Source organism: Isoptericola sp. NPDC056573 (assembly GCF_042793335.1).
In the GTDB taxonomy this organism is placed as follows: domain Bacteria; phylum Actinomycetota; class Actinomycetes; order Actinomycetales; family Cellulomonadaceae; genus Isoptericola.
This window is the reverse complement of record NZ_JBHTUY010000003.1, coordinates 1-22,060: the sequence shown is the minus strand read 5'-3', so window position 1 is coordinate 22,060 and position 22,060 is coordinate 1. Positions and strand designations below refer to the sequence as shown.

The following is a 22,060-nucleotide window of genomic DNA, read 5'->3' as shown; positions in this document are numbered from 1 at the left end:
TCCCCCCCCCGGGGGCCCGCGCGGGGCGGGGGCGGGCCGCGCCCGTACCCCCCCCCCCCCCCCCCCGGGGGGCGCCCCCCCCCCCCCCCGGGCCCCCCCCCCCCCACCCCGCCCCCGCACGTCCCCCTCGCACGTCCCTGGACGAAGGAGTCTGCGATGACGTCCACCGCCACGCCGGCCACGGCCGGCACCCGCCCCCCGGCGCCGGACCCCGCTCCCGCGCCGCCACGACGCGGCGGGACCTCGCGGCTCCACCGCACCGAGAAGAGGTGGGCGCTGCTCTTCGTCGCCGCGCCCGTGCTCGGCTACCTGCTCTTCATCCTCTACCCCACCCTCTTCGCGCTGTACGCGTCGCTGACGCGGTGGAACGGGCTGGGGCCGATGCAGTTCATCGGGCTCGACAACTACGTCGCCCTGCTGGGCGACGAGCGGTTCCGCCAGACCCTCTTCAACACGTTCTTCTACATGATCGGCATCCCGATCGGGCTCGCGATCTCGCTGGCGCTCGCCGTGATGATGAACCGGAAGATCTTCGGTCGCGCCGCGTTCCGGGCCATCTACTACGTCCCCGTGATCTCGTCCATCGCCGCGATCGCGATCCTGTGGCAGTGGGCGTACAACGGCGACTTCGGTCTGGTGAACCAGTTCCTGGGGCTCTTCGGGATCGACGGCCCGAACTGGCTGGCCGACCCCCTCTGGGCCAAGCCCGCCATCATCCTGATGGCGGTCTGGAAGGGGCTCGGGTACTCGATGCTGCTGTACCTGGCCGCGATCCAGTCCGTGCCCCGCTCCCTCTACGAGGCGGCCGAGCTCGACGGCGCCGGCGGCTGGCAGAAGTTCCGCTCCATCACGCTGCCGATGGTGCAGCCGGTGACCTTCTTCCTCATCGTCACGCAGGTCATCGGCGGCGCGATGATCTTCATCGAGATCCAGATCATGACGCCCACCGGCGGGCCGGAGTACTCGACGGCCTCGGTCGTCTACCACATCTGGCTGCAGGCGTTCCGGTACCAGCAGATGGGCTACGCCACCGCGATGTCGGTGGTGCTCGGGCTCCTCATCCTCGTCATCACGCTCATCCAGTTCCGGCTGAACCGGCGCAACGCCGGCTTCGTCGTCGACTGAGGCCCGGGAGACACCATGACCACCACGACGCCCGACATCACGCCCGGCACCCCGCCCGGAACCCTGACCGGCACCCCGCCCGGCGCGCGCCTCGGCCGCACGGCACGCTCGCGCCTCACCGACACGGTCGTGTGGATCGTCCTCGCGGCGGGCGCGGTCTTCATGATCGCCCCGCTGGTGTGGATGCTCTCCACCTCCCTGAAGACGAAGCTCGAGGTCTTCGCCCTGCCCCCGGTGTGGATCCCGGAGGTGCCCCAGTGGGACACCTACGTCCGCATGTGGACGGACTCCTACGTCCTCGACGGCATCAAGAACAGCCTCGTCGTGTCGCTCAGCGTCACGGTGATCGGGACGTTCACCTGCTCGCTGGCGGCGTTCGCCCTCGCCAAGATGCGGATGCCGTTCAAGAACGCGATCTTCATCGGCCTGCTCACCGGCATCATGATCCCGTTCCCGACGATCATGATCCCGCAGTTCGTGATGTTCTCGAAGATCGGCTGGGTGGACACGCTGTGGCCCCTGATCGTCCCCGCGATCTTCGGCAACATCGTGATGATCTTCTTCCTGCGCCAGTACCTGTCGAGCGTGCCGGACTCCCTGGTCGAGGCGGCCAAGATCGACGGGGCGTCGTACTGGCAGATCTTCTGGCGCATGATCATGCCGATCATCCGACCGGCGGTCGCCGCCCAGTTCATCCTCTGGTTCATGGCGGTCTGGAACGACTACCTGGCGCCGATCCTGTACCTGAACACGCCGGAGCGGCAGACGCTGCAGGTCGTCATCGCCAACATGAACGTCCAGTACGCGACCCAGCGCGACTACCCGCTGATCATGGCCGCGTCCGTCGTCGCCGTGCTGCCCATCCTCGTGGTCTTCCTGATCTTCCAGCGGCAGATCATCGAGTCCGTCGCGCTCACCGGCACGAAGGGCTGATGATGACCCAGACCGACACGGCCACGCCGCCCGACACCGCCGCCTGGGGCGGGCGCCACGTGCACGACCCCACCGCGGTACGGGACGACGACGGCGTCTACTGGCTCTTCTCCACGGACGCGCGCTCCGACGGCCCGGTCCGCGGCGGCGTCCAGGTGCGACGCTCCGCCGACCTCGTGACGTGGGACTTCCACGGGTGGGCGCTGCCCGGCGTCCCCGCGCCCGCGGCGGCGTGGTCGGGCGCCGAGGGCCTGTGGGCGCCCGAGGTCGTGCGCGTCGAGACGCCGGCCGGCACGACGTGGCGGATGTACTACTCGGCGTCGACCTTCGGCTCGCGCCGCTCGGCGATCGGCCTGGCGGAGGCGCCGCACCCGGCCGGCCCGTGGACCGACCGGGGCGTCGTCGTGGCGAGCGACCACGCCGAACCGCCCGCGGGGCTCGGCCACCCCAACGCCATCGACGCGAACGTCGTGATCGAGCCGGACGGGACGCAGTGGCTCGTGTACGGGTCGTTCTTCGGCGGGATCCACGTGCTCCCGCTCGACGGCGCCACCGGGTTCGTGGCGGACGGCTTCGCGCCCGCCCTGGGCGAGCTGCACGCCGCACCGAGCCGCCTGCTGGCGCGCCGGGCGCGGGCGGCCGACGGCGCGGTCGAGGGGGCGTTCGTGCTCCCCCGGCCCGGCGGCGGATGGGCGCTGCTCGTCTCGTACGACTCGCTCGCGGGCAGCTATCACCTCCGGTCCGCCGTCGGCGACGCCGTCCCGGGCCCGTACCGTGACCGCGCCGGTCGCCTCATGACCGACGTCGACGCCGACCCGTGGACGGTCGGCGTGCCCGTGCTGTCCGGGCACCGGCTCGCCGGCGGTCCCGGGATCCTGGCTCCCGGCCACGCGTCCGTGCTCACGGAGCGGGTCCCCGCCGCGGCCCCCGAGGCGGGCTCGCACGTACGCCAGCTGCTGGTGCACCACGTGCGCGACGCGGACGCCCCCACCGAGCACCGGCTCCAGCTGCGGCGGCTCGTGTGGACGCACGACGGCTGGCCGCTCGTCGCGCCCCAACCGTGGGCCGGCCCCGAGCGCGAGGTGGACGACGTCTCCCGCTGGCCTTCCGACCCGGCCGTCCTCGACGGCACGTGGGAGCAGCTCACCCCGGGCACGGACCCGACGCGCGTGCAGGACGGCGCCGCGGGTCCGCTGGAGGCCCAGGCCGCGGTGCGGTCCCTGGGCGGGGGGCGGTTCGCCTGGACCGCACCCGACGGCGCGGCCGTGTCCGCCGTCGTGCACCCGGCGTGGGACGCCGTGCGCGACCGCGCCACCCTGTGCCTCGTGGCGCTCGACGACACGGGCCGCGTCACCCTCGCGACGAGGCTCCCGTGACGGCCCCCGTGCCGGACCGCGCGGCGGTGCGCACCGCCGTGGCCGACGCCGAGGTGCCCGGCTGGGCCGGCGGCGTCATGCTGGCGCTGCGCTGGGCGACCCTCCTCGTCGAGGTCACCGCCATGGTGGTGCTGGGCGCCCTCGCCGGCGGCGTGCTGCTCGGCCTCGGCCCGGCGCTGCGGGCGGGTGGGGTCGTCGCCGCCCGGATGACGGCGGAGCCCACGCCCTGGCGCACGTTCTGGCGTACGTGGCGCGACGGGTTCGGCCGCACCGCCGCACTCTTCGCTCCCGTCTGGGCGGTTGCCGGGCTGCTGTGGCTCGACGCCGGGGCGCTGGGCCTGCTCGACGGCTCGGACCTGCTCGGGGGGCCCGGGCGTGCGGTCCTCACCGGCGGCCTGGTGGTCGTCGGTGCGTGGGGCGCCGTCGTCCTCGCCTGCTGGCCTGTGGTGGTCGCGCGGTACGCGAGCGGGCCGGTGGCGACCTGGCGCCTCCTGCTGCTGCTCCCCCTGCTCGCCCCGGCGACGTCGGTCGCGATCCTCGTCGTGGCCGCGGCCCTCCTCGTGGCCGCCTGGGCGCTGCCGCTGCTGGCCGTCCTCGTGGGCCCGGGCTTCTGGCTGTGGGCCACGGGCCGCCTCGCCGCCGACCGGCTCGACCGGATCGACGCCCAGGTCTCGGGAGGGTCCGCGGCCTGAGGGACATTCCACAAGAACTCTTGTACAACACCCCTTGTGGGTCTACGGTGGCGGGATGACGCAGCCACCCGCCCCCACCGAGGGCACCCCGCAGGACGGCGCACCCGACCCGCACGCGGTGCGCACCGTCACCGAGGCGAAGGCGCTCGCCGCCCTCGCCAACCCCTACCGGGCGCGGCTCATGGACGCGCTCAAGGTCGACGGCCCCTCCACCGCGTCCGCGCTCGCCCGCCGCACGGGGCAGGCCGTCGGCAGCGCCAGCCACCACCTCAAGGTGCTGCACGACGCCGGCCTCGTCGCCGAGGCCCCCGAGCTCGCCCGCGACCGACGCGAGCGCTGGTGGCGCCTCGTCGCGCCACGGCTGCGCTGGTCGCGTCAGGAGTTCGCCGCGGACGCCGCCGCCGTGACCGCCGCGCAGGCCGCCGAGGCGCTCCACCTCCAGCGCCAGTTCGACCGGGTCCGGGAGTGGCAGGCCAACGCCGGGTCGGCGCCCGAGTGGGACGGCGCCGCGTTCGCGACCGAGACCTGGGTGCACCTGTCCCCGGAGGAGCTCGCTGCGCTCGGCGAGGAGATCACGGCCGTCCTCGTGCGGTGGGCCGAGCGCCCGCAGCCGGACGACGGTGTCGAGCGCGAGCCCGTGCTCGTCTTCGGCCGCGGGTTCCCCGCGCAGCCATGACCGCCGCGGCAGGCCACCGGGTCGTCCCCGCCGGCACCGGCACCGTCCCCCTGGCGCGCAACCGCGGGTTCCGCCGGCTCTGGTTCGGGGAGGGCGTCAGCGTGCTGGGCAACGCCACCACGTCGGTGCTGCTGCCCCTCGTCGCGGTGCTCGAGCTCGACGCCGGGGCGGCCGTCGTCGGCCTGCTCACCGCGGCGGCGTGGCTGCCGTGGCTCGTGATCGGCCTGCCCGCCGGCGCGTGGGTCGACCGGCTCCCGGCGCGGGCCGTGATGATCGCGGCCGACCTGGTGGCCGCCGTCGCCATCGGCAGCGTGCCCGTCGCGGCCGCGCTCGACGTGCTGACCCTGCCGCACCTGGTCGGCGCCGCGCTCGCCGCGGGCGTCAGCACGGTCTTCTTCCGCACCGCCTACATCGTGCTCCTCCCCCAGGTCGTGCCCGACGAGCAGCTCGAGGCCGCGAACGCGCGCCTGCTCGGCACCGAGTCGGGCATGCAGGTGGCGGGCCCGGGGATCGGCGGCGCCATGGCCCAGGCGCTCGGCGCCGCCGCCGGGCTGGCCCTGGACGCGGCGAGCTTCCTCGTCTCGGCGCTGTGCCTCTGGCGCGTCCGTCCCGTGCGCCGGCCCGAGCGCCCGCCCACCGCCCCGCTGCGGGTGCGCATCCGCGAGGGCGTGGCGTTCGTCGCCTCCGACCGCTACCTGCGCTGGTTCGTCGTCGTCGGCGGGATCTCCAACTTCGGCCTCACCGGGTACACCGCGCTGCTCGTGCTGTTCCTCGTGGACACCGTCGGCCTGGGCCCCTCGGCGCTGGGCGTCGTGATGACCGTCGGCGCGTGCGGCGGGCTGCTCGGCGCCACCGTGGCGACCTGGCTCAGCCGGCGCCTCGGCAGCGCCCGCGCCACGGTGCTGCTGATCGTCGCCGGCGGGCCCCCCGCGCTCCTGGTCGGGCTCGGGGGCGGCGGCGCGCGGGTCGCGTGGACCGTCGCCGGCCTCTTCCTGGTCGGGCTCGCGGTGGTCTCCGGGAACGTGCTGCGCGGGGCCTGGCGGCAGCGCTACGTGCCGCAGCCGCTGATGGGCCGCGTCGTGACGACGAGCCAGTTCGTCAACTTCGGCACGATGCCGCTCGCCGGGCTGGCCGCGGGCGCCCTGGGCGAGGTGCTGGGCGTGCGCGAGACCGTGCTGCTCATGGCGGCCGTGCACTGTGCCGCCTGCCTCAGCGCGCTGCGCAGCCCGTTGCGCGGCCTGCGGGAGATGCCCGCACCGCGGGAGATGCCGCGGGTCGTCACGCCGTCGCGCTGACCGGCGACACGATCTCCTCGTTGCCCCCGGGCTGCACGGCCACCACCTTCTCCATGCCCTCCGCGGCGTCGCCGGTGGACTCGCGGCCCACGACCCGCGAGTCCGGGATCACCCGGCGGAACGGGCGCTCGTCGCCGCCCGCGATCCGCTCGACGAGCAGGTCCACCGCCGTGCGGGCGATCTGCTCGCGCCCCGGGTCCACGGAGCTGAGGGTCGGCACCGAGTAGCGCACGTCGTCGACGTCGTCGAAGCCGATCAGCGCGACGTCGTCCGGCACCTCGATCCGGCGGGCGTGCAGCGCGTGCAGCGCGCCGAGCGCCATCGCGTCGTTGAGGGCGAAGACCGCGTCGATCTCGACGCCCGAGTCGAGCAGCCGGGCCATGGACTCCGACCCGGTCGAGCGGTGCCACAGCCCGGCCTCGGAGACGAGCGCCGGGTCGTACGGGAGCCCGGCGGCTTCCAGGCCCTGCCGGTAGCCCTCGGTGCGCAGGGCGGCGGAACCGACCAGCTCGCCCTCGTGCGCGCCCACGACGGCGATCCGCTTCCGGCCCAGCGACGCCAGGTGCAGGGTGGCGGCGCGGGCGGCGGCCACGTTGTTCATCGTCACGTGGTCGGCGGGGGCGTCGAAGACGCGCTCGCCCAGCACCACGAGCGGGAAGTCCACCGCGAACAGCTCCACGTCGTCCTGGCCGAGCGCCAGCGGCGAGAAGATCACGCCGTCCGTGAGGTGGCGCCGCCGGCCGTCGAGCAGCTCGATCTCGCGCTCGCGCACCGACCCGGTCTGCTCGATGAGCACGGTGAGGCCCTGCTCCTCGGCGGAGCGGATCACGGAGTCCGCGAGCTCCGCGAAGTACGGCAGCCGCAGCTCCGGCACGGCGAGCGTGATCATGTCCGTGCGCTGGGTGCGCAGGTTGCGCGCCGTGGTGTTGAGGCGGTAGCCGAGGTGCTCGATCGCCTCCTCGACGCGCCGGCGGGTCTCGGGCCGGATGTGCGGATACCCGTTGACGACGTTCGACACCGTCTTGATCGACACGCCGGCCCGCTGGGCCACGTCGTGCATGGTCACGCGCATGCCGCTCACCTTCCCGACCGCCCTCGGTCGCCGGGCCGCGCCGATGCCGCGGCCGGGACCCAGACCCGCATCGGACCCTCTCCTCGATTGCCCCACACAGCGTAGGGCACGGCCCGGACCTGCAGCTCCACGGTGCCGCGCGCGTCGTCGGACGCCGCGTCGCCGTCCACGGTGCGGTAGAGCGCGAGCCCCGCGGACGGCGTCGCGCGCCCGGCACCGAGCAGCGTCGCCCCCACGCCCAGGGCGTCGTCCGGCGGCCCCACCTCGAGGCCGGCGGCGAGGTCGAGCGTCACGTCCTCGAGGACGACCCCGGGGTGGTCGACCTGCTCCAGGCAGTGCACCACGGGCCCGCGGGCCAGGGCGACGCAGCCGCGCGCGGCGTCGACGTGCGGGTGCGCGGCGAGCGCCCTCGGCTCCATCGGCAGGCTCAGCCGCACGCGGCGCGCGCCCGCGCCGACCCGCAGGTAGCCGCGCGCGTCGAGCGCCGTGGCGGCGTCGACGGTCTCGCCGTCCACCTCCAGCCGGGTGCGCGCGGGGTCCGCCCAGCCGGGCAGCCGCAGCGCGAGCGGCACCGGCGACGGCTCGTCCGCGGTGAGGTGGACGTCGCCGTCCCACGGGTAGCCGGTGCGCACCTGCACGCGCACGCCCTCCCCCGCGCCGAGCCCGGCCTCGGGAGCGACGTCGAGGTCGGCGTCGCCGTACAGGTGCACGGCGAGCGCGCCGTCCTCGGCGTCCCGGGTGGCGACCATCGTGTGCAGCGACGCGACGAGCCGGGCCAGGTTGGGCGGGCAGCAGGCGCAGGCGAACCAGCCGCGCCGGCCGGAGGCCTGGTACTCGTCCGTCCCGTCGTGGCCGGTGCGCACCTGCAACGGGTTGGAGTAGAAGAAGGCCGTGCCGTCCGTGGAGGTGGCCGCCGCCACCACGTTGAGCAGGGCGTGCTCGAGCGAGTCCGCGTACCGCGCCTCGCCGGTGGCGAGCAGCATCCGCCAGTCCCACAGCACGCTCGCCACCCCGGCGCACGACTCGGCGTACGCGCGGTCGGGCGGCAGCTCGTACGGGTCCCCGAAGGACTCGTCCTTGTGCCGCGACCCCATCCCGCCGGTGACGTAGGTGCGGCGCCCGTGCGCGTCGTCCCACTGCCGCGCGGCGGCCGCGAGCAGCGCGTCCTCGCCCGTCTCGAGATAGAGGTCGACGACGCCCGCCAGCAGGTAGAGCTGCCGCACGGCGTGCCCGGCCACCTCGTCCGCGGCGCGCACCGGCGTCGCGTCCTGGTGGTAGGCCGGCTCGAACGGGCCGGAGCCGAGGCGGCCGTGCCCGCGCAGGTCGAGCATCCGCCGGGCCGCCTCGCGGTACGCGGGGTCGCCCGTCTCGCGGTAGAGCTCCACGAACGCCGACTCGACCTCCGGGTGCCCGCACACGAGCTCCTCGCCGTCGGCCAGGCGGGACACGACGTCGTCCGCCCACGCCATCGCGACGTCGAGGAGGTCGTCCTGGCCCGTGGCGCGCGCCCGCGCGATCCCCGCCTGCACCAGGTGGCCCAGGACGTAGAGCTCGTGTCCCCAGCGCAGGTCGGCGTACGGGGCGGCGGACGGCGCGCCGCCGGACCCGGCGGGGGCGCCGAGCACGTGCGAGTCCAGGTAGCCCGACGGCGCCTGGGCACGCCGCAGCAGGTCGACGACGCGCCGCACCTCCTCCTCGTGCCGCGGGGCGCCGGCACGGGCCGACTCCCAGGCGACCGCCTCGAGCGTCTTGTGCACGTCGGAGTCCGCGAAGTTGAAGCCGCGGTACGGGCCGTCGTGACGCTCGGGATCGGCCGGGTCGAGCAGGCGGCGCAGGTTGTCCAGCGCCCCCGACGTCTCGAGCGCCGTCAGGCAGTGCGGCAGGGTCGCGGCGGCGTTGCGCTCCTGCCACCGCCCGAGCACGCCGGCCGGCCCGAGCCGCGCCGCGCCCGCGGGCAGCGGGCGGGTGCGCGCCGCGGGCAGCGCGCCGCCCACGGGCCCCGCCCCGCCCGGGGCGCCGTCGCGCGTCACTTGATCGACCCGAGGGACAGCCCGCCCTGCCAGTACTTCTGCAGGGCGAGGAACGCCACGATCAGCGGCAGGATCGACACCAGCGCGCCGGTGGTGATGAGGTTCCACACCTGCTCGCCGCCCGCGCCCGCGTTCGACAGCGTCTGCCACTGGTTGATGCCCACGGTGACGGGCAGCAGCTGCGGGTCGCGCAGCACCGCCAGCGGGAGGAAGAAGTTGTTCCACGTCGCGACGGTCGTCAGCAGCAGCACCGTGACGAACGCCGGCCGCAGCAGCGGCAGGGCGACGCGGAAGAACAGGCGCAGCTCCCCCGCGCCGTCGACGCGTCCGGCGTCGAGCATCTCGTCCGGTATGGCGTCCACGGCGTACACGCGCACGAGGTAGACGCCGATCGGGCTGAGCAGCGACGGCAGGATCACGGCCCACATCGTGTTGATCATGCCGAGCTGGCTCAGCAGCACGAACGTGGGGATCGTCAGCGCCGTCAGCGGCACCATGACGGAACCGAGCAGCATCGAGAAGTAGAGGTTGCGACCGCGGAACCGGTACTTGGCCAGGGCGTACCCGGCCAGCACGGCGAGCACCGTGGACCCCACGCCGCCGACGATCGCGTACACGAACGAGTTGCGCATCCACGTCCAGTAGATGCCGCCCTGGTAGGTGAACAGCTGCTTCACGTTGTCCCACAGCGCGAACTCGTCGTTGAACCACAGGGCGCCGCCGGAGCCCACGAACAGCCCGCTGTTCGACTTCGTGGACCCGACCACGAGCCACCACAGCGGCACGACGAAGTAGAGCACCGCGAGGAGCAGGAACAGGTGGGAGCCGATCCGGCGCTGTCCGATCCGGCGCTGTCCGGCCCGGCGCGGGGAGGTCTGCTGCGTCGTCGCCGTCGTCATCACTTCAGTCCGCTCTGCTTGCGGGTGGCGTACAGGAAGACGTACGACCCGATGAACACGAGGATCCCCAGCGCGAACGCGATCGTGGAGGCGTAGTTGAACTGGCTGTAGGAGAACGCCATCGAGTACGCGTACATGTTCGGGGTGTAGGTGGTGGGGATCGCGCCCTGCGCGACCGACCGCAGCACCGTCGGCTCGGTGAAGAACTGCAGGGTGCCGATGAGCGCGAACACCACGATCATCACCATCGACGACGCGATCATCGGGATCTTGATCCGGACCGCGATCGCCCAGTTCCCGGCGCCGTCGAGCCTGGCCGCCTCGTACACCGACGGGTCGATCGCCCGCAGCGCGGCGTAGACGATGATCATGTAGTAGCCGACCCACTGCCAGGTCACGATGTTCACCAGGGAGCCGAAGACGAGGTCGCGGCTGAGGAAGTCGGGCGCGGCCAGGCCGAAGATCCCGAAGACGTCGTTCGCGGGGCCGAACCGCGGGCTGTACAGGAAGCCCCACATGAGCGCGCCGATGACGGCGGGGATGGCGTACGGCACGAAGACGAGCAGCCGCGACGCCTTCGACAGCCGGGTGGCCAGCGTGTCGAGCACGAGCGCGATCGCCACCGCGAGGCCGATCTGGATCGGCACCATGACGAGCACGAACCGGCCCACGCGTGCCATGCCGGACAGGAAGTCCGCGTCGGTGAACACGCGCACGTAGTTCGCGACGCCGGTGAAGACGCTCTCGCCGCCCGTCGCGATGCCCTTGGTGTGCAGGCTGAGCCAGAAGGCGTACGCCAGCGGCACCAGCAGGAAGAGCACGAACACGATCGTGAACGGGGCGAGGAAGAGCCACCCCCACCACTGTCGTTTCGTGTCCAGCAGGCTCGGCCCACCGCCCCGGCTCCCGGCCCGGGCGGGCGCGGGAGCCGCCTGCGTCGTCGTCGAGGCCATCGAGGCGCTCCCTCCGGTCGCTTCCGTGCGTGTCGTCTCTGGGTGTGTCATCGGACCGTGAACCCCTGCTGCTCGGCGTAGCGCACCAGGCTGTCCTGGATGGTCGCCAGCGCGTCGGCGGCGGTCGACCCGCCCTCGACCATGTCGTAGAGGGCCATGGTCTGGCGGTCGTAGGCGTACACCTGGAACGGGCTGAACGTGAACCCCGGGTACTGCGCGGCGGCGTCGAGGAAGACGTCGCGGTTGACCTGCTGGCCGCCGAAGAACGGGTAGCGGCGGTCGGTGAACCACGGCGCGTCGAGCGCGAGGTTCCACAGCGGGAACAGGCCGGCGTCCTCGACGCCGATCTTCCACGTCTCCTCGTCGTCGAACAGCTCCATGGCGACGGTGGCGGCCGCCTCCGGGTCCGTGGCCTGCGAGGTGACGGCGAGCGCCGAGCCGCCCTGGTTCACCTGCACCGGGTCCGCCGGGTCCCACTGGGGCAGCGGCGCGGCCTTCCACTCGGCGCCGGAGTCGGCGTCCGACAGCCCCTCGAGGTAGCCCGGCCCCCACGCGGCGGCGATGTAGACGGCGTACGTGCCGTCCACCAGGGACGTGTTGTAGTCGCTGGTGAACGCGTCGTCGCTGGCCACGAGGCCGCGGTCGATGAGGTCCTCCCAGTAGGACAGGACCTGGCGCGCCTCGGGGGTGTCGACGTCGATGCCGATCTGGTCGCGCCGGGCCGGGTCGTAGGCGAACGGCGCCCAGCCGGCCTGCGCGAACAGCGCGTAGTTGAACGCGCCGCCGTTCGTCGCGTAGTTGGTGATGTAGCCGTCGTAGCCGGCGTCGCGCAGGTCCTGCGCGGCCTGGGCGAACTCGTCCCAGGTGGTCGGCGGCTCGACGCCGTACTCCTCGAAGATGTCGGCCCGGTACAGCATGCCCACGGGGCCGCCGTCGACCGGCACGGCGAACACCGAGCCGCCGCTGGAGACGTCCGACCAGGCGCCGGCCGGGAACTGGTCCTCCAGGTCGGCCGCGCCGTAGGGCGCGAGGTCCGCGAGGCCGTCGAGGATCGTGTACGTCGGCAGGATCTCCGACTCGAGCTGGATGACGTCGGGAGCGCCGGTGCCCGCCTCGAGGGCGGTGGAGAACTTGCCGTACTCGTCGGCGCCCTGGCCCGCGTTGGTCCAGCAGATCTGGACGTCGTCGTGCTGGGCGTTGAACGTGTCCACGATCTGCTCGACGGCGGGGTACCAGGCCCAGAGGGTGACGCGGGTGGCGTCGGGCTTGGTGATCTCGTTGGTGCAGCTCGTGTTGTTCGCCGAGCCCGCGTCGCCCCCGGGCGCGCACGCCGCGAGCGACAGGCCGGCCAGCCCGGCGGCCGTCGCCGCCACGGCGCGTCGCAAGCCTCTGCGCATGCCGATTCCTCCTCGAGTCGTCCGGACCCAGATCCTCCTGGGCCGATTGGTGCCGCGCGCGGCGACCGTGGTTGACTCTACATCGTTGTACACGGTGGCTTCACCATCGCCCACTTCGACGAGGAACGTGAGACCCATGACGGCTCCCCAGACCGATGCCCGCCCCGACACCACTGCTCCCGACGAGGCCCCCGCCGCCGCCGGCGCCCGCGTCACCCTGCACCACGACTTCCGCCGCGGCGCCGTCGACCGCCGTCTGTTCGGCTCGTTCGTCGAGCACCTCGGCCGCGCCGTGTACACCGGCATCTACGAGCCGGGCCACCCCACCGCCGACGAGCACGGCTTCCGCCGCGACGTCGCCGACCTCGTCCACGAGCTGGGCGTGCCGATGGTCCGCTACCCCGGCGGCAACTTCGTCTCCAACTACGTGTGGGAGGACGCCGTCGGCCCCGTCGAGCAGCGCAAGCCGTTCCTCGACCTCGCGTGGCGCACCGTCGAGCCCAACCTCGTCGGCACCGACGAGTTCCTGCAGTGGGCGGAGCGCGAGGGCGTCGAGCCGATGATGGCGGTCAACCTCGGCACCCGCGGCGTCGCGGCCGCCGCCGCCCTGGTCGAGTACTGCAACGGCGAGGCCGGCACCCGGTGGGCCGACCTGCGCATCGCCAACGGCCGCGAGAAGCCCTACGGCGTGACGCTGTGGTGCCTCGGCAACGAGATGGACGGCCCGTGGCAGATCGGGCAGAAGGACGCCCACGAGTACGGCAAGCTCGCGGCCGAGGCCGGCAAGGCCATGAAGCTCGTCGACCCGTCGATCTCGCTGATCGTCTGCGGCTCGTCGTCCATGCAGATGCCCACGTTCGGCGAGTGGGAGCGCACCGTCCTGTCGTACACCTACGACCTGGTCGACCACATCTCCATGCACGCCTACTACGAGGAGATCGACGGCGACCGCGCGTCATTCCTCGCGTCGGGCACCGCGATGGACCGCTTCATCGACCGCGTCGTCGCCTCGGCGGACGCCGTCGGCGCGGAGCGGCGCAGCGACAAGGCGATCACCATCAGCTTCGACGAGTGGAACGTCTGGTACAACACGACCCGCTTCGGCGGGGAGGAGAACCTGCCGATCCAGCGCGACGCCCCGCGCATCATCGAGGACGTCTACTCCGGCCTCGACGCCGTCGTGGTCGGCGACCTCATGGTCACCCTGCTCAACCACGCCGACCGCGTGCCGGTGGCCTGCCTCGCGCAGCTCGTCAACGTCATCGCGCCGATCATGACCGCGCCCGGCGGCGAGGCGTGGCGCCAGCCCACCTTCCACCCGTTCGCGACGACGTCGCGGCTGGCCCGCGGCACGGCGCTCGACGTGCGGGTGGACGCGCCGACGTACGACACCGCGCAGCACGGCACGGCGCCGGTCGTCACGGCCGCCGCGACCGTGGACGACGACGGCTCGCTCGGCCTGTTCCTCACGAACCGGTCCGACCGGGTGGTCGAGGTGGAGCTGGCCCACGTCGGCGCCGCGCTCGGCCTCATCGAGGGCTGGCAGATGGTCGCGGACCACGAGCCCGCCGTCGAGGGCGCCGAGCACGCGGCGAAGGTCGCCGAGGCCTGCTGGTCCGTCGTCGACGTCGCCTCCGCCGCGACGCCGGGTGACGCGGGCACGACCCGCGTGCGCCTCGCGCCGGAGTCCTGGACCGCCTTCGCGGGGACGTTCGCCCGCGCCTGACCGTCCCGCCGACGCCGAACTGGCGGTTGCGCACCTTGTGACACCTCAGGAGGTGCGCAACCGCCTGTTCGGCGTCGTGTCCGGTGGCCGGCACCCGGCGGACCGGGCACTGTGACTCGCATGGGCGAGTCCCCCGCGGTCCCCCGCGCGACGTGGCGCTGGGCCCTGGCCGCCGCGACGGCGGCCGGCGTGGGCGTCGCCGCCGCCCTCGGCGCGTACGCCGACGCCCACCCGGGCGACGGCGCGCCGCTGCTGACGCTGTGGTTCACCAGCATGCTCGAGATGAAGACGTGGCTGTCCACCGCCGCCGTCACGCTCCTCCTGGTCCAGCTCGCCTCCGCCCTGGCGATGTACGGCCGGCTGCCGGGCGTCCGGGAGGCTCCGAGCTGGGTCGGCCTGCTGCACCGGTGGAGCGGCGTGGCGGCGTTCGGGCTGACGCTCCCCGTGGCCTTCGCGTGCGTCTGGTCGATCGGGCTGGAGGGCGAGCCCTCCCGCGTGCTGGTGCACTCCGTCGCCGGCTGCCTGTTCTACGGGGCGTTCACGGTCAAGATGCTCGCCCTGCGCGTGCGCGCCCTGCCGCCCGTCGTGCTGCCGCTGCTGGGCGGCCTCGTCGTCGCGCTCCTCGCCCTCGTCTGGTCCACCTCGGCGCTCTGGTACCTCACCGGCGGCGGCGCGTGACCGGCCCCGGCGCCGCGCCCGACGCCCCCGTCCCGGACGGGCCGGGGCCGTCGCGTCGCGACGTCGTCGAGGGCCTCGCCGTCGCGGTGGTCGCCGGCGTCGGCGGCTTCGCCTGGTTCTCCGCGTCCGGGCCCCCGTCGGAGGAGGAACGCGAGGAGCTCGAGGACCGGCTGGACGACGAGCAGGACGAGCTCGAGGACCGGCGCGAGGACGACGCGGACCGGGACGAGGACCGCGACGACGACCGCGACGACGACCGCGACGACGAGGACCGCGACAAGGACCGAGGGCGAGGATGAGACGACCGTTCGGGCAGCGCCTGCCCACCCTGGTGCTGATCGCGCTGGCGGCCGCGACCGTCGGCGCGATGCTCGCGGCGCTGCGCTGACGGCCGCGCCGACGAGCCGCCCGACGACCGGACGTCAGACGGTGGCGTGCCGCCTCACCACGCGGCTGACCGTCGCGCGGGACACGTCGAAGCGCTCGGCGATCTCGCGGTGCGTGAGCCCGTCGTCGGCGAGCTCGACGATGCGGCGGTCGCGGTCCCCCCGGTCGTCGAACGCCGCGTCGGCCGTCAGGTCGGCGGCCTCCTCCGCGGTGTAGGGCGCCTCGGGCGCGTCCGCCGGCTCCGTGCCGTCGGCAGGCGCAGCCGTCGCCGGCCCCCCGTGCGCCGTGAGGAACGCGGACCGCTGAGCGAGCGCATCTCCCAGTGCCGGGTCCGACTGCCGCAGCAGGTCGAACACCTCGACCCGGCGGGTGTGCCCCGTCTCCGGCAGCGGCTCACGCGTGCCCGGCAGGCCCGCCTCCGCCTCGACGTCCGCGGACGACCGCTCCGGGGTGACGTCGGCGGTGTCCTCGGCGACGACGTCCTGGGCGGGCTCGCGCGACGGGTCGGGCCCCAGGTCCTCGTCCAGGTCGTCGAACCAGGCCGCCACGGTGACGTCGTCCACCGGCACGTCAGGTCGCTCGTCCGCCTCCACGACCTCCGTCGCGCCGGTGAGCGCCGCCTGGAGGTCGTCGGCGAAGGCGTCCGCCGCGGCGTCCTCGACCGCCGGGCGGGCGCCCGGCTCCTGCACCGCCGGCGGGGCCGCGACCAGCGCGACGGGCGAGGCCGCGGGCGCCGGCAGCGCGCGCGGGCCGGCGGGGGACGTGCCGCGGGCGACGCCGCGCTCGATCGAGCTGGCGCCGATGAGGTCGAGACGGTTGCCGTGCCGCTCGGCGGCCTCGAGCCGCTCCACCCAGACCTGCATGCGCCGCTCGAAGTCCTCGACCGTGAGCAGCTTCAGCGCGGCGTCACGCGCGGCCCGCTGACGGCTGTGCGCCGTGCGCACCTTGCGCATCCCCGCGTGGTTCCCGGTGCTGTCGAGCCGCGCGTCGCGCCACACCTCGAGGGCGGTGACGTACTGGTGCACGCGGTGCTCCCGGCGGCGCTCGTCGAGCGTGTGGCCCGTGACGAGGTGGCGCTCGCCCACCAGCGCCAGGTGCCACATGAGCGCGGCGACCAGCGGCGGCACGAACCGGAACGCGACCATGTACGGGGTGCTCGCGTCCGGCACGGCGATCTCGTGCAGCGCGGCGAACATGCCCGACGTGCCCGACAGGATCCACGTCAGGGTGAGGAGCACGCCGTACGGGCGGCCCTCCAGGGCGGCGTTGCGCGCCATGAGGGCGACGGCGACGAGGCTGACCTCGAGGAAGCCGGCGAGTGCGTACGCCTCCGCCGGGGACATCCCCGCCACCTCCAGGCCGAAGAGCACCATGCCGCTGTACGCCAGGGCGGTCGCGATGGTCGCGGCGACGACCACCGCGACCATCGGCAGGTGCCGCCCGCGGTAGCGCACCGTGGGTCGTGCGGCGGCCGGGGTGTCGGTCGTCGGGTCGTGCTGGGTCACGTCGTTCCTCCGAGAGTCGCTGATCTGGGCATATATCAGCATTCGGACTATCCAGGCGTCAACGACACGGCGGGTGAACGTCAGCCCTTGACCGCTCCCCCGAGCCCTGCGCCGCGCAGGAACAGCCGCTGGAAGACCAGGAACATCGCCACCGGCAGCACGGTCGAGATCGCCAGCGCGGCGAGGAAGACGCCCAGCTCGGTGGACGCCTCGATCGCGGGCAGCCGCACGGACAGCGGCTGGATCGCCGGGTCCTTGAGCACCAGCAGCGGCCACAGGAAGTCCTTCCAGGCCGCGATGACGGCGAACACGGACACGACGCCGAGGATCGGCTTCGACATCGGCAGCACGATCGACCAGAACAGCCGGTACGGCCCCGCGCCGTCGACCCGCGCGGCCTCGAACACCTCGCGCGGCAGGTTGTCGAAGAACCGCTGCACCAGCAGCACGTTGAACGCGCTCGCGCCGGCGGGGAGCCACACGGCCCAGAAGCTGTCGACCAGCGACCGGCCCAGCAGCGGCGGGTCGAGGATCGTCAGGTACAGCGGGACGAGCAGCACGACGGCGGGCACGAACATCGTCGACAGGACGAGCGCCTGCACGACCTTGCCGTAGCGCGGCCGCAGCACGGACAGCGCGTAGCCGCCCGTCGTCGCGACCACGAGCTGCACGGCCCACGACCCGAGCGCCAGCCACACGGTGTTCATGAAGTAGCGGCTGACCTGGACGTCGTTCCAGGCGCGCTCGAGGTTCTCCCAGGCGATGCCGTGCGGGAAGACCGCCATGGGCGTGCGCAGGATGTCCTGCGTCGGGGTGACGGCGTACTTCGCCAGCAGCAGCATCGGGCCGAGGCCGACGACGACGAGCAGCACCAGGAGCAGCACGTGCGTGCCGCCCATCCCCCAGCGGACCGCGGGACGGCGCCAGTCGGGGGCGGACAGCGCGCCGCGGTCGCCGTCGTCGGACGGCGACGCGGCGCGACGGCGCGCGGCGCGCGCCTGGCGGGGGCGGTCGGTGGTCGTGAGGGTCATGACGTGCTCCAGGACCGCGTGAGCCGGAAGTAGAGGACCGAGAAGACCGCGAGGACGGCGGCGAGCAGGAGCGACAGCGCGGTCGCGGCGCCGTAGTCGCCGCCCAGGCTGTTCTGGAACGCGTACCGGTAGATGAGCAGCAGCACGGTCACGGTCGCGTTGTTCGGCCCGCCCCCGGTGAACAGGTACGGCTCGAGGAACACCTGCGCCGTGCCGATGACCTGCAGGATCAGCGTGATGAACAGGACCCCGCGCAGCTGCGGCAGGGTGACGTGCCAGATCTTGCGCCACAGGCCCGCGCCGTCCACCTCGGAGGCGTCGTACAGCTCGGCGGGCACGCTCGTGAGCGCCGCCAGGTAGATGATGACCGTGCCGCCCGCGCCGGCCCAGGTCGCGGCGAGCACGAGCGACGGCATCGCCCACGACGCGTCCTGCAGCCACGGGTACGGGCCGAGCCCCACCCAGCCGAGGATCGTGTTGAACACGCCCGTCGGCCCGCCCTTGTAGAAGAACTTCCACAGCAGGACGGCGACGACGGGCGGCACCACGACCGGCAGGTACGCGAGCGCGGAGTACAGCCCCCGCCCGCGTCGCACCTCGCGCATGAGCACCGCGGCGATCAGGGGCACGGGGTACCCGAACAGCAGCGCGAGGAACGCGAAGTACAGCGTGTTCCTGACGGCCTTCCACAGCAGCGGGTCGGCCAGGACGTGCCGGAAGTTGTCCAGCCCGACGAACGTCGGGTCGGTGACGAGGTTCGTCTCCTGCACGCTCATGATCACGGCGCGCACGATCGGGAACCACGAGAAGACGCCGAAGATCACCAGCAGCGGCAGCAGGAAGACGAGGCTGTGCAGCCCGCCCCCGCGCAACCAGGTGGCCGGGCCCCGGCGCGGGCGGCCGGCGCCGGCCGCCCGCGCGGGTGCGGCGACGTCGCCGCGAGGAGAGGTGGTCGTGACGGTCACGGTCAGCCCTGGTCGAGCAGCGCCTGGGCCTGCGTGTTCGCGTCGGCGAGCAGGGCGTCGATGTCGGCGCCCTCGTCGGTGAGGACCGCCTGCACGACCGGGTCGAGCAGCGCGTACACCTCCTGCGTCTTCTGCGACGGCTCGCCTGCCAGCGGCAGGTCGAACATCGCGTCGGTGAACGCCGTCATCTGGTCGAGCGGCACGTTGACGTAGTCCGCGATCCACTCCTGGTTCAGCTCGTACTGCTCCTTCGAGAACATCGGCAGGACGGGCGTGCCCACGGGCTGGTCGTTCTTGGCGAGCGTCGCGGCGTCGGCGACGGCGCGGTCCTCGTCGACCAGCTTGTTGAGGTAGAAGAAGTCGATCCACTTGATCGCGGCGTCCTTCACGCCCTCGTCGACGTTCGCCGGCACACCGGCGAGGGTGCCGCCGGTGAGCGTCGCCGCCTCCGGTGCGTCGGACAGCGGGATCGGCGCGAGGCCGTAGGTCTCCGGGTCGACGGCGTTGGTCTGCACCAGCGAGGTGTAGATGTCGGAGCCGGAGGTGAACATGCCCACCTGGCCGGCCGCGAACTCCTGGTTGATGCTGCCCCAGTCGAGCAGGAAGTTGCCGCCCATCGACTCGTCCTCCCACCGCAGGTCGTGGAGGAATTGGAGCGTCTCCTTCGTGCCCGCGTTGTCGAGGGTCGCCGAGGCCTTCTGGTCGGCGTCGGTCTCCACGGTGCGGCCGCCGCGCGCGACGGTCTGTGCCGTGAGCTGCCAGCCGCCCGTGTTGTTCTGCGTCATCGTGGCGTAGCCCGCGACGCCGGGGTTGGCGTCGGCGATCTTGTCGGCGTACTCGCGCACCTGCTCCCAGGTGGTCGGCGGCTGGTCGGGGTCGAGGCCGGCCGACTCGAAGAGCTGGCGGTTGTAGTGCAGCGCCACCGGGTAGGCGTTCTTCGCCGGGATCGCGTACACGTGGCCGTCGGCCCCCGTGCCGGCCTCGAGGATCGTCGGGTTGAACTGCTCCGCGTACGGCAGGGCGCGGAACTGCGCGTCCATGTCGGCGAGCTGGCCGTTCTCGACCAGGCCCTGCGCGTCGGTGAACGGGATCTCGAACACGTCGGGCAGCGTGCCGCCCGCGAGCTGGGCGGCGAACGTCGTCGCCTTCCACTCGTACTCCTCGGGCTGCACGTCGATGTCGGGGTTCGCCTTCTCGAACTCCGCGACCTGGTCCTCGAAGGCGGCGACCGCCTCCTCTGTGGACCCGGGCAGCAGGGAGACCACCGAGAGGGTGACCTGACCCGCCGAGTTGGTGCTCTCGTCCTGGGGGTCGCCCCCGCCGGAGCACGCGGCGAGGGTGCTCGCCGTGAGCGCGCCCACCAGGGCGAGCGCGGCCGGCTTTCGTGTGGACTTCATCGTCACTCCTTGTCGATCCGGTGTCGGTCTGACCGTCGACGGGGACCGTCGGTGGTCCCCGCGGTGGTGCTGGTCGGGGGTCGGGTCGGGGCACCTCACGGGCGGAGCCAGACCGCGACGTCGGTGGCGATCCGCACGAGCGGCTCGCGGGGGTCGGCGCTGTGCAGCACGACGTCGGCGCCGGCCGGCAGGGGGACGGGCTCGGGCCCGAGGTTGACGACGCACACCAGCTCGTCCGCGCCGCCGTCGCGGGCGAAGGCGAGGACGTCGTCACCGACCGGGACCTCACCGACCGCCTCGAGCCAGCGCAGGCCGCCGCCCCGCAGCGCGGGCTCCGCGCGCCGGGCCGCGAGCGCCCGGCGGTACAGGGCGAGCATCGACGCGGGGTCCGCCTCCTGGGCCTCGACGGACAGCCCGCCCCACGCCGCCGGCTGCGGCAGCCAGGGCGCCGCGCCGTCGTCGGGCCCGAAACCGAGCGAGGCGCCGCGGCGGGTCCACGGCAGCGGCACGCGGCACCCGTCACGGCCGGGGTCGACGCCGCCCGACCGGTCGTGCATGGGGTCCTGGAGGAGCTCGCGCGGCAGGTCCTCGACCTCCGGCAGCCCGAGCTCGTCGCCCTGGTAGACGTACAGCGCGCCCGGCAGGGCGGCCACGAGCAGGGCCGCGGCGCGGGCCCGGCGGCGCCCGAGGTCCAGGTCGGTCGGGGTGTCGAACCGCTTGGCCGTGAACGCGAACGACGAGTCCGCGCGCCCGTACCGCGTCACCGGGCGGGTGACGTCGTGGTTGGACAGCACCCAGGTGGCGGGCGCCGCAACCGGCGCGTGCGCGTCGAGCGTCGTGGTGATCGACTCCCGCAGCGCCTTGGCGTCCCAGGGCCGGGCCATGAAGTCGAAGTTGAAGGCCGTGTGCATCTCGTCGGGGCGCAGGAACCGGGTGAAGCGCTCGGTGTCCGGCAGCCACACCTCACCGACGAGCACGCGCGGCTCGTCGTAGGAGTCGGCCACGGCCCGCCAGGACCGGTAGACGTCGTGCAGCTCGTCCCGGTCCACGTGCGGGTGCTCCCCGGGCCCCGGGTGCTCGGGCACCTCGGGCAGGGTCGGGTCCTTGACGAGCAGCGCGGCCGAGTCGATGCGGATGCCGGCGGCGCCCCGGTCGAACCAGAAGCGCAGGACCTCCTCGTGCTCACGACGCACGTCGGGGTGGTCCCAGTTGAGGTCGGGCTGCGACGGGGCGAACAGGTGCAGGTACCACTCGCCCGGCGTGCCGTCGGGGTCGGTGGTGCGCGTCCAGGTGGTGCCCTGGAAGTCGGAGACCCACCGGGTGGGCAGCTCGTCGCCGTCCTCGCCCCGGCCCGGCCGGAACCAGAACCGCTCGCGCTCGGGCGAGCCGGGGCCCGCGGCGAGGGCCGCGCGGAACCACGGGTGCGCGGACGAGACGTGGTTCGGCACGACGTCGACGATCGTGCGGATCCCGAGCGCGCGGGCCTCGGCGATGAGGGCCTCCGCCTCGGCGAGCGTGCCGAACTGCGGGTCGATCGCGCGGTAGTCCGCGACGTCGTACCCGCCGTCCGCGAGGGGCGACACGTACCAGGGCGTGAACCAGATCGCGTCGACCCCGAGGCCCCGGAGGTACCCGAGGTGCTGTCGCACCCCGGCGAGGTCACCCGTGCCGTCGCCGTTCCCGTCGGCGAACGAGCGCGGGTAGACCTGGTAGATCACCGCGCTGCGCCACCACTCGGCGTCCTGCCCCTTGCTCACCGATGAGCCCCTTCCACGTCGTCGTCGATGAGCAGGACAGTAATGAGCCGACGTAGAGCACGCAAGAAGTCGACAGCAGCGTTACCAAACTGCGACATCACCACGCGCAGACAGGCACAAGCGAACGGCCGGGCGGGGGGCCCCAGGGGGGCCCCCCCGCCCCCCC

At 73.5% G+C, this 22,060-nt stretch carries 19 protein-coding genes; 9 read left to right on the top strand and 10 right to left on the bottom strand.

The genetic code is table 11. The features are described 5' to 3' along the window. The first annotated feature begins 156 nt into the window (after positions 1 to 156). From ACFQ8E_RS05215 to ACFQ8E_RS05190, 6 genes are read left to right on the top strand one after another with little or no spacing between them, the layout of a single operon-like run. Positions 157 to 1,125, top strand: coding sequence for a carbohydrate ABC transporter permease (locus ACFQ8E_RS05215; protein ID WP_430549521.1), 969 nt, complete (start codon positions 157 to 159; stop codon positions 1,123 to 1,125). A 15-nt stretch (positions 1,126 to 1,140) separates the two neighbouring features. Beyond that, positions 1,141 to 2,058 (top strand): carbohydrate ABC transporter permease, encoded by a 918-nt coding sequence (locus ACFQ8E_RS05210; RefSeq protein ID WP_430549520.1) that lies wholly within the window; start codon positions 1,141 to 1,143, stop codon positions 2,056 to 2,058. A gap of 2 nt (positions 2,059 to 2,060) precedes the next feature. Next, entirely contained in the window at positions 2,061 to 3,434 is a 1,374-nt protein-coding gene (locus ACFQ8E_RS05205; protein WP_430549519.1) for an arabinan endo-1,5-alpha-L-arabinosidase, read from the top strand. Continuing rightward, positions 3,431 to 4,126: a DUF624 domain-containing protein gene (locus ACFQ8E_RS05200; protein WP_430549518.1), complete on the top strand. Its 696-nt coding sequence runs from the start codon at positions 3,431 to 3,433 to the stop codon at positions 4,124 to 4,126. Before ACFQ8E_RS05205 ends, ACFQ8E_RS05200 begins: the two co-directional genes overlap by 4 nt. 55 nt (positions 4,127 to 4,181) lie before the next feature. Next, on the top strand, positions 4,182 to 4,802 hold the full coding sequence (locus tag ACFQ8E_RS05195; RefSeq protein WP_430549517.1) for an ArsR/SmtB family transcription factor: 621 nt from the start codon (positions 4,182 to 4,184) through the stop codon (positions 4,800 to 4,802). Then, complete coding sequence (locus ACFQ8E_RS05190; protein WP_430549516.1) at positions 4,799 to 6,097, top strand: MFS transporter; 1,299 nt, start codon at positions 4,799 to 4,801, stop codon at positions 6,095 to 6,097. The genes ACFQ8E_RS05195 and ACFQ8E_RS05190 overlap by 4 nt, the downstream gene beginning before the upstream one ends. Here the strand turns inward: ACFQ8E_RS05190 and ACFQ8E_RS05185 are convergent. Genes ACFQ8E_RS05185 through ACFQ8E_RS05165 form a run of 5 tightly spaced genes read right to left on the bottom strand, consistent with a single transcriptional unit; the run spans position 6,081 to position 12,448 of the window. Continuing rightward, on the bottom strand, positions 6,081 to 7,169 hold the full coding sequence (locus ACFQ8E_RS05185; protein ID WP_430549515.1) for a LacI family DNA-binding transcriptional regulator: 1,089 nt from the start codon (positions 7,167 to 7,169) through the stop codon (positions 6,081 to 6,083). The genes ACFQ8E_RS05190 and ACFQ8E_RS05185 overlap by 17 nt on opposite strands. 5 nt (positions 7,170 to 7,174) lie before the next feature. Then, positions 7,175 to 9,199 (bottom strand): glycoside hydrolase family 127 protein, encoded by a 2,025-nt coding sequence (locus tag ACFQ8E_RS05180; RefSeq protein WP_430549514.1) that lies wholly within the window; start codon positions 9,197 to 9,199, stop codon positions 7,175 to 7,177. Next, positions 9,196 to 10,098: a carbohydrate ABC transporter permease gene (locus tag ACFQ8E_RS05175; protein ID WP_430549513.1), complete on the bottom strand. Its 903-nt coding sequence runs from the start codon at positions 10,096 to 10,098 to the stop codon at positions 9,196 to 9,198. The genes ACFQ8E_RS05180 and ACFQ8E_RS05175 overlap by 4 nt, the downstream gene beginning before the upstream one ends. Continuing rightward, positions 10,098 to 11,051 carry a carbohydrate ABC transporter permease gene (locus tag ACFQ8E_RS05170; protein ID WP_430549512.1) on the bottom strand — a complete coding sequence of 318 codons (954 nt, stop codon included), beginning with the start codon at positions 11,049 to 11,051 and terminating at the stop codon, positions 10,098 to 10,100. Before ACFQ8E_RS05170 ends, ACFQ8E_RS05175 begins: the two co-directional genes overlap by 1 nt. A gap of 47 nt (positions 11,052 to 11,098) precedes the next feature. Then, a complete protein-coding gene (locus ACFQ8E_RS05165) occupies positions 11,099 to 12,448 on the bottom strand; it encodes an ABC transporter substrate-binding protein (RefSeq protein WP_430549511.1) in 1,350 nt (449 codons plus the stop codon). A gap of 136 nt (positions 12,449 to 12,584) precedes the next feature. On the opposite strand from ACFQ8E_RS05165, the gene ACFQ8E_RS05160 reads away from it, so the two are divergent. The 3 genes from ACFQ8E_RS05160 to ACFQ8E_RS05150 all read left to right on the top strand — a co-directional run bounded on the left by ACFQ8E_RS05160 (position 12,585) and on the right by ACFQ8E_RS05150 (position 15,151). Further along, positions 12,585 to 14,174: an alpha-N-arabinofuranosidase gene (locus tag ACFQ8E_RS05160; protein ID WP_430549510.1), complete on the top strand. Its 1,590-nt coding sequence runs from the start codon at positions 12,585 to 12,587 to the stop codon at positions 14,172 to 14,174. A 120-nt stretch (positions 14,175 to 14,294) separates the two neighbouring features. Then, positions 14,295 to 14,852 (top strand): DUF6529 family protein, encoded by a 558-nt coding sequence (locus ACFQ8E_RS05155; RefSeq protein ID WP_430549509.1) that lies wholly within the window; start codon positions 14,295 to 14,297, stop codon positions 14,850 to 14,852. Then, a complete protein-coding gene (locus tag ACFQ8E_RS05150) occupies positions 14,849 to 15,151 on the top strand; it encodes a hypothetical protein (protein WP_430549508.1) in 303 nt (100 codons plus the stop codon). The genes ACFQ8E_RS05155 and ACFQ8E_RS05150 overlap by 4 nt, the downstream gene beginning before the upstream one ends. A 123-nt stretch (positions 15,152 to 15,274) precedes the next feature. Here ACFQ8E_RS05150 and ACFQ8E_RS05145 read toward each other — a convergent pair whose 3' ends face one another. The 5 genes from ACFQ8E_RS05145 to ACFQ8E_RS05125 form a co-directional block, all read right to left on the bottom strand. Continuing rightward, on the bottom strand, positions 15,275 to 16,744 hold the full coding sequence (locus tag ACFQ8E_RS05145; RefSeq protein ID WP_430549507.1) for a helix-turn-helix domain-containing protein: 1,470 nt from the start codon (positions 16,742 to 16,744) through the stop codon (positions 15,275 to 15,277). A gap of 80 nt (positions 16,745 to 16,824) precedes the next feature. Beyond that, positions 16,825 to 17,775 (bottom strand): carbohydrate ABC transporter permease, encoded by a 951-nt coding sequence (locus ACFQ8E_RS05140; RefSeq protein WP_430549506.1) that lies wholly within the window; start codon positions 17,773 to 17,775, stop codon positions 16,825 to 16,827. After that, positions 17,772 to 18,740, bottom strand: coding sequence for a carbohydrate ABC transporter permease (locus ACFQ8E_RS05135; protein WP_430549505.1), 969 nt, complete (start codon positions 18,738 to 18,740; stop codon positions 17,772 to 17,774). The genes ACFQ8E_RS05140 and ACFQ8E_RS05135 overlap by 4 nt, the downstream gene beginning before the upstream one ends. Before the next feature lie 2 nt (positions 18,741 to 18,742). After that, positions 18,743 to 20,137, bottom strand: coding sequence for an extracellular solute-binding protein (locus tag ACFQ8E_RS05130; protein WP_430549504.1), 1,395 nt, complete (start codon positions 20,135 to 20,137; stop codon positions 18,743 to 18,745). 95 nt (positions 20,138 to 20,232) lie between these two features. Next, positions 20,233 to 21,894 (bottom strand): glycoside hydrolase family 13 protein, encoded by a 1,662-nt coding sequence (locus ACFQ8E_RS05125; protein WP_430549503.1) that lies wholly within the window; start codon positions 21,892 to 21,894, stop codon positions 20,233 to 20,235. Positions 21,895 to 22,060: the final 166 nt, after the last annotated feature.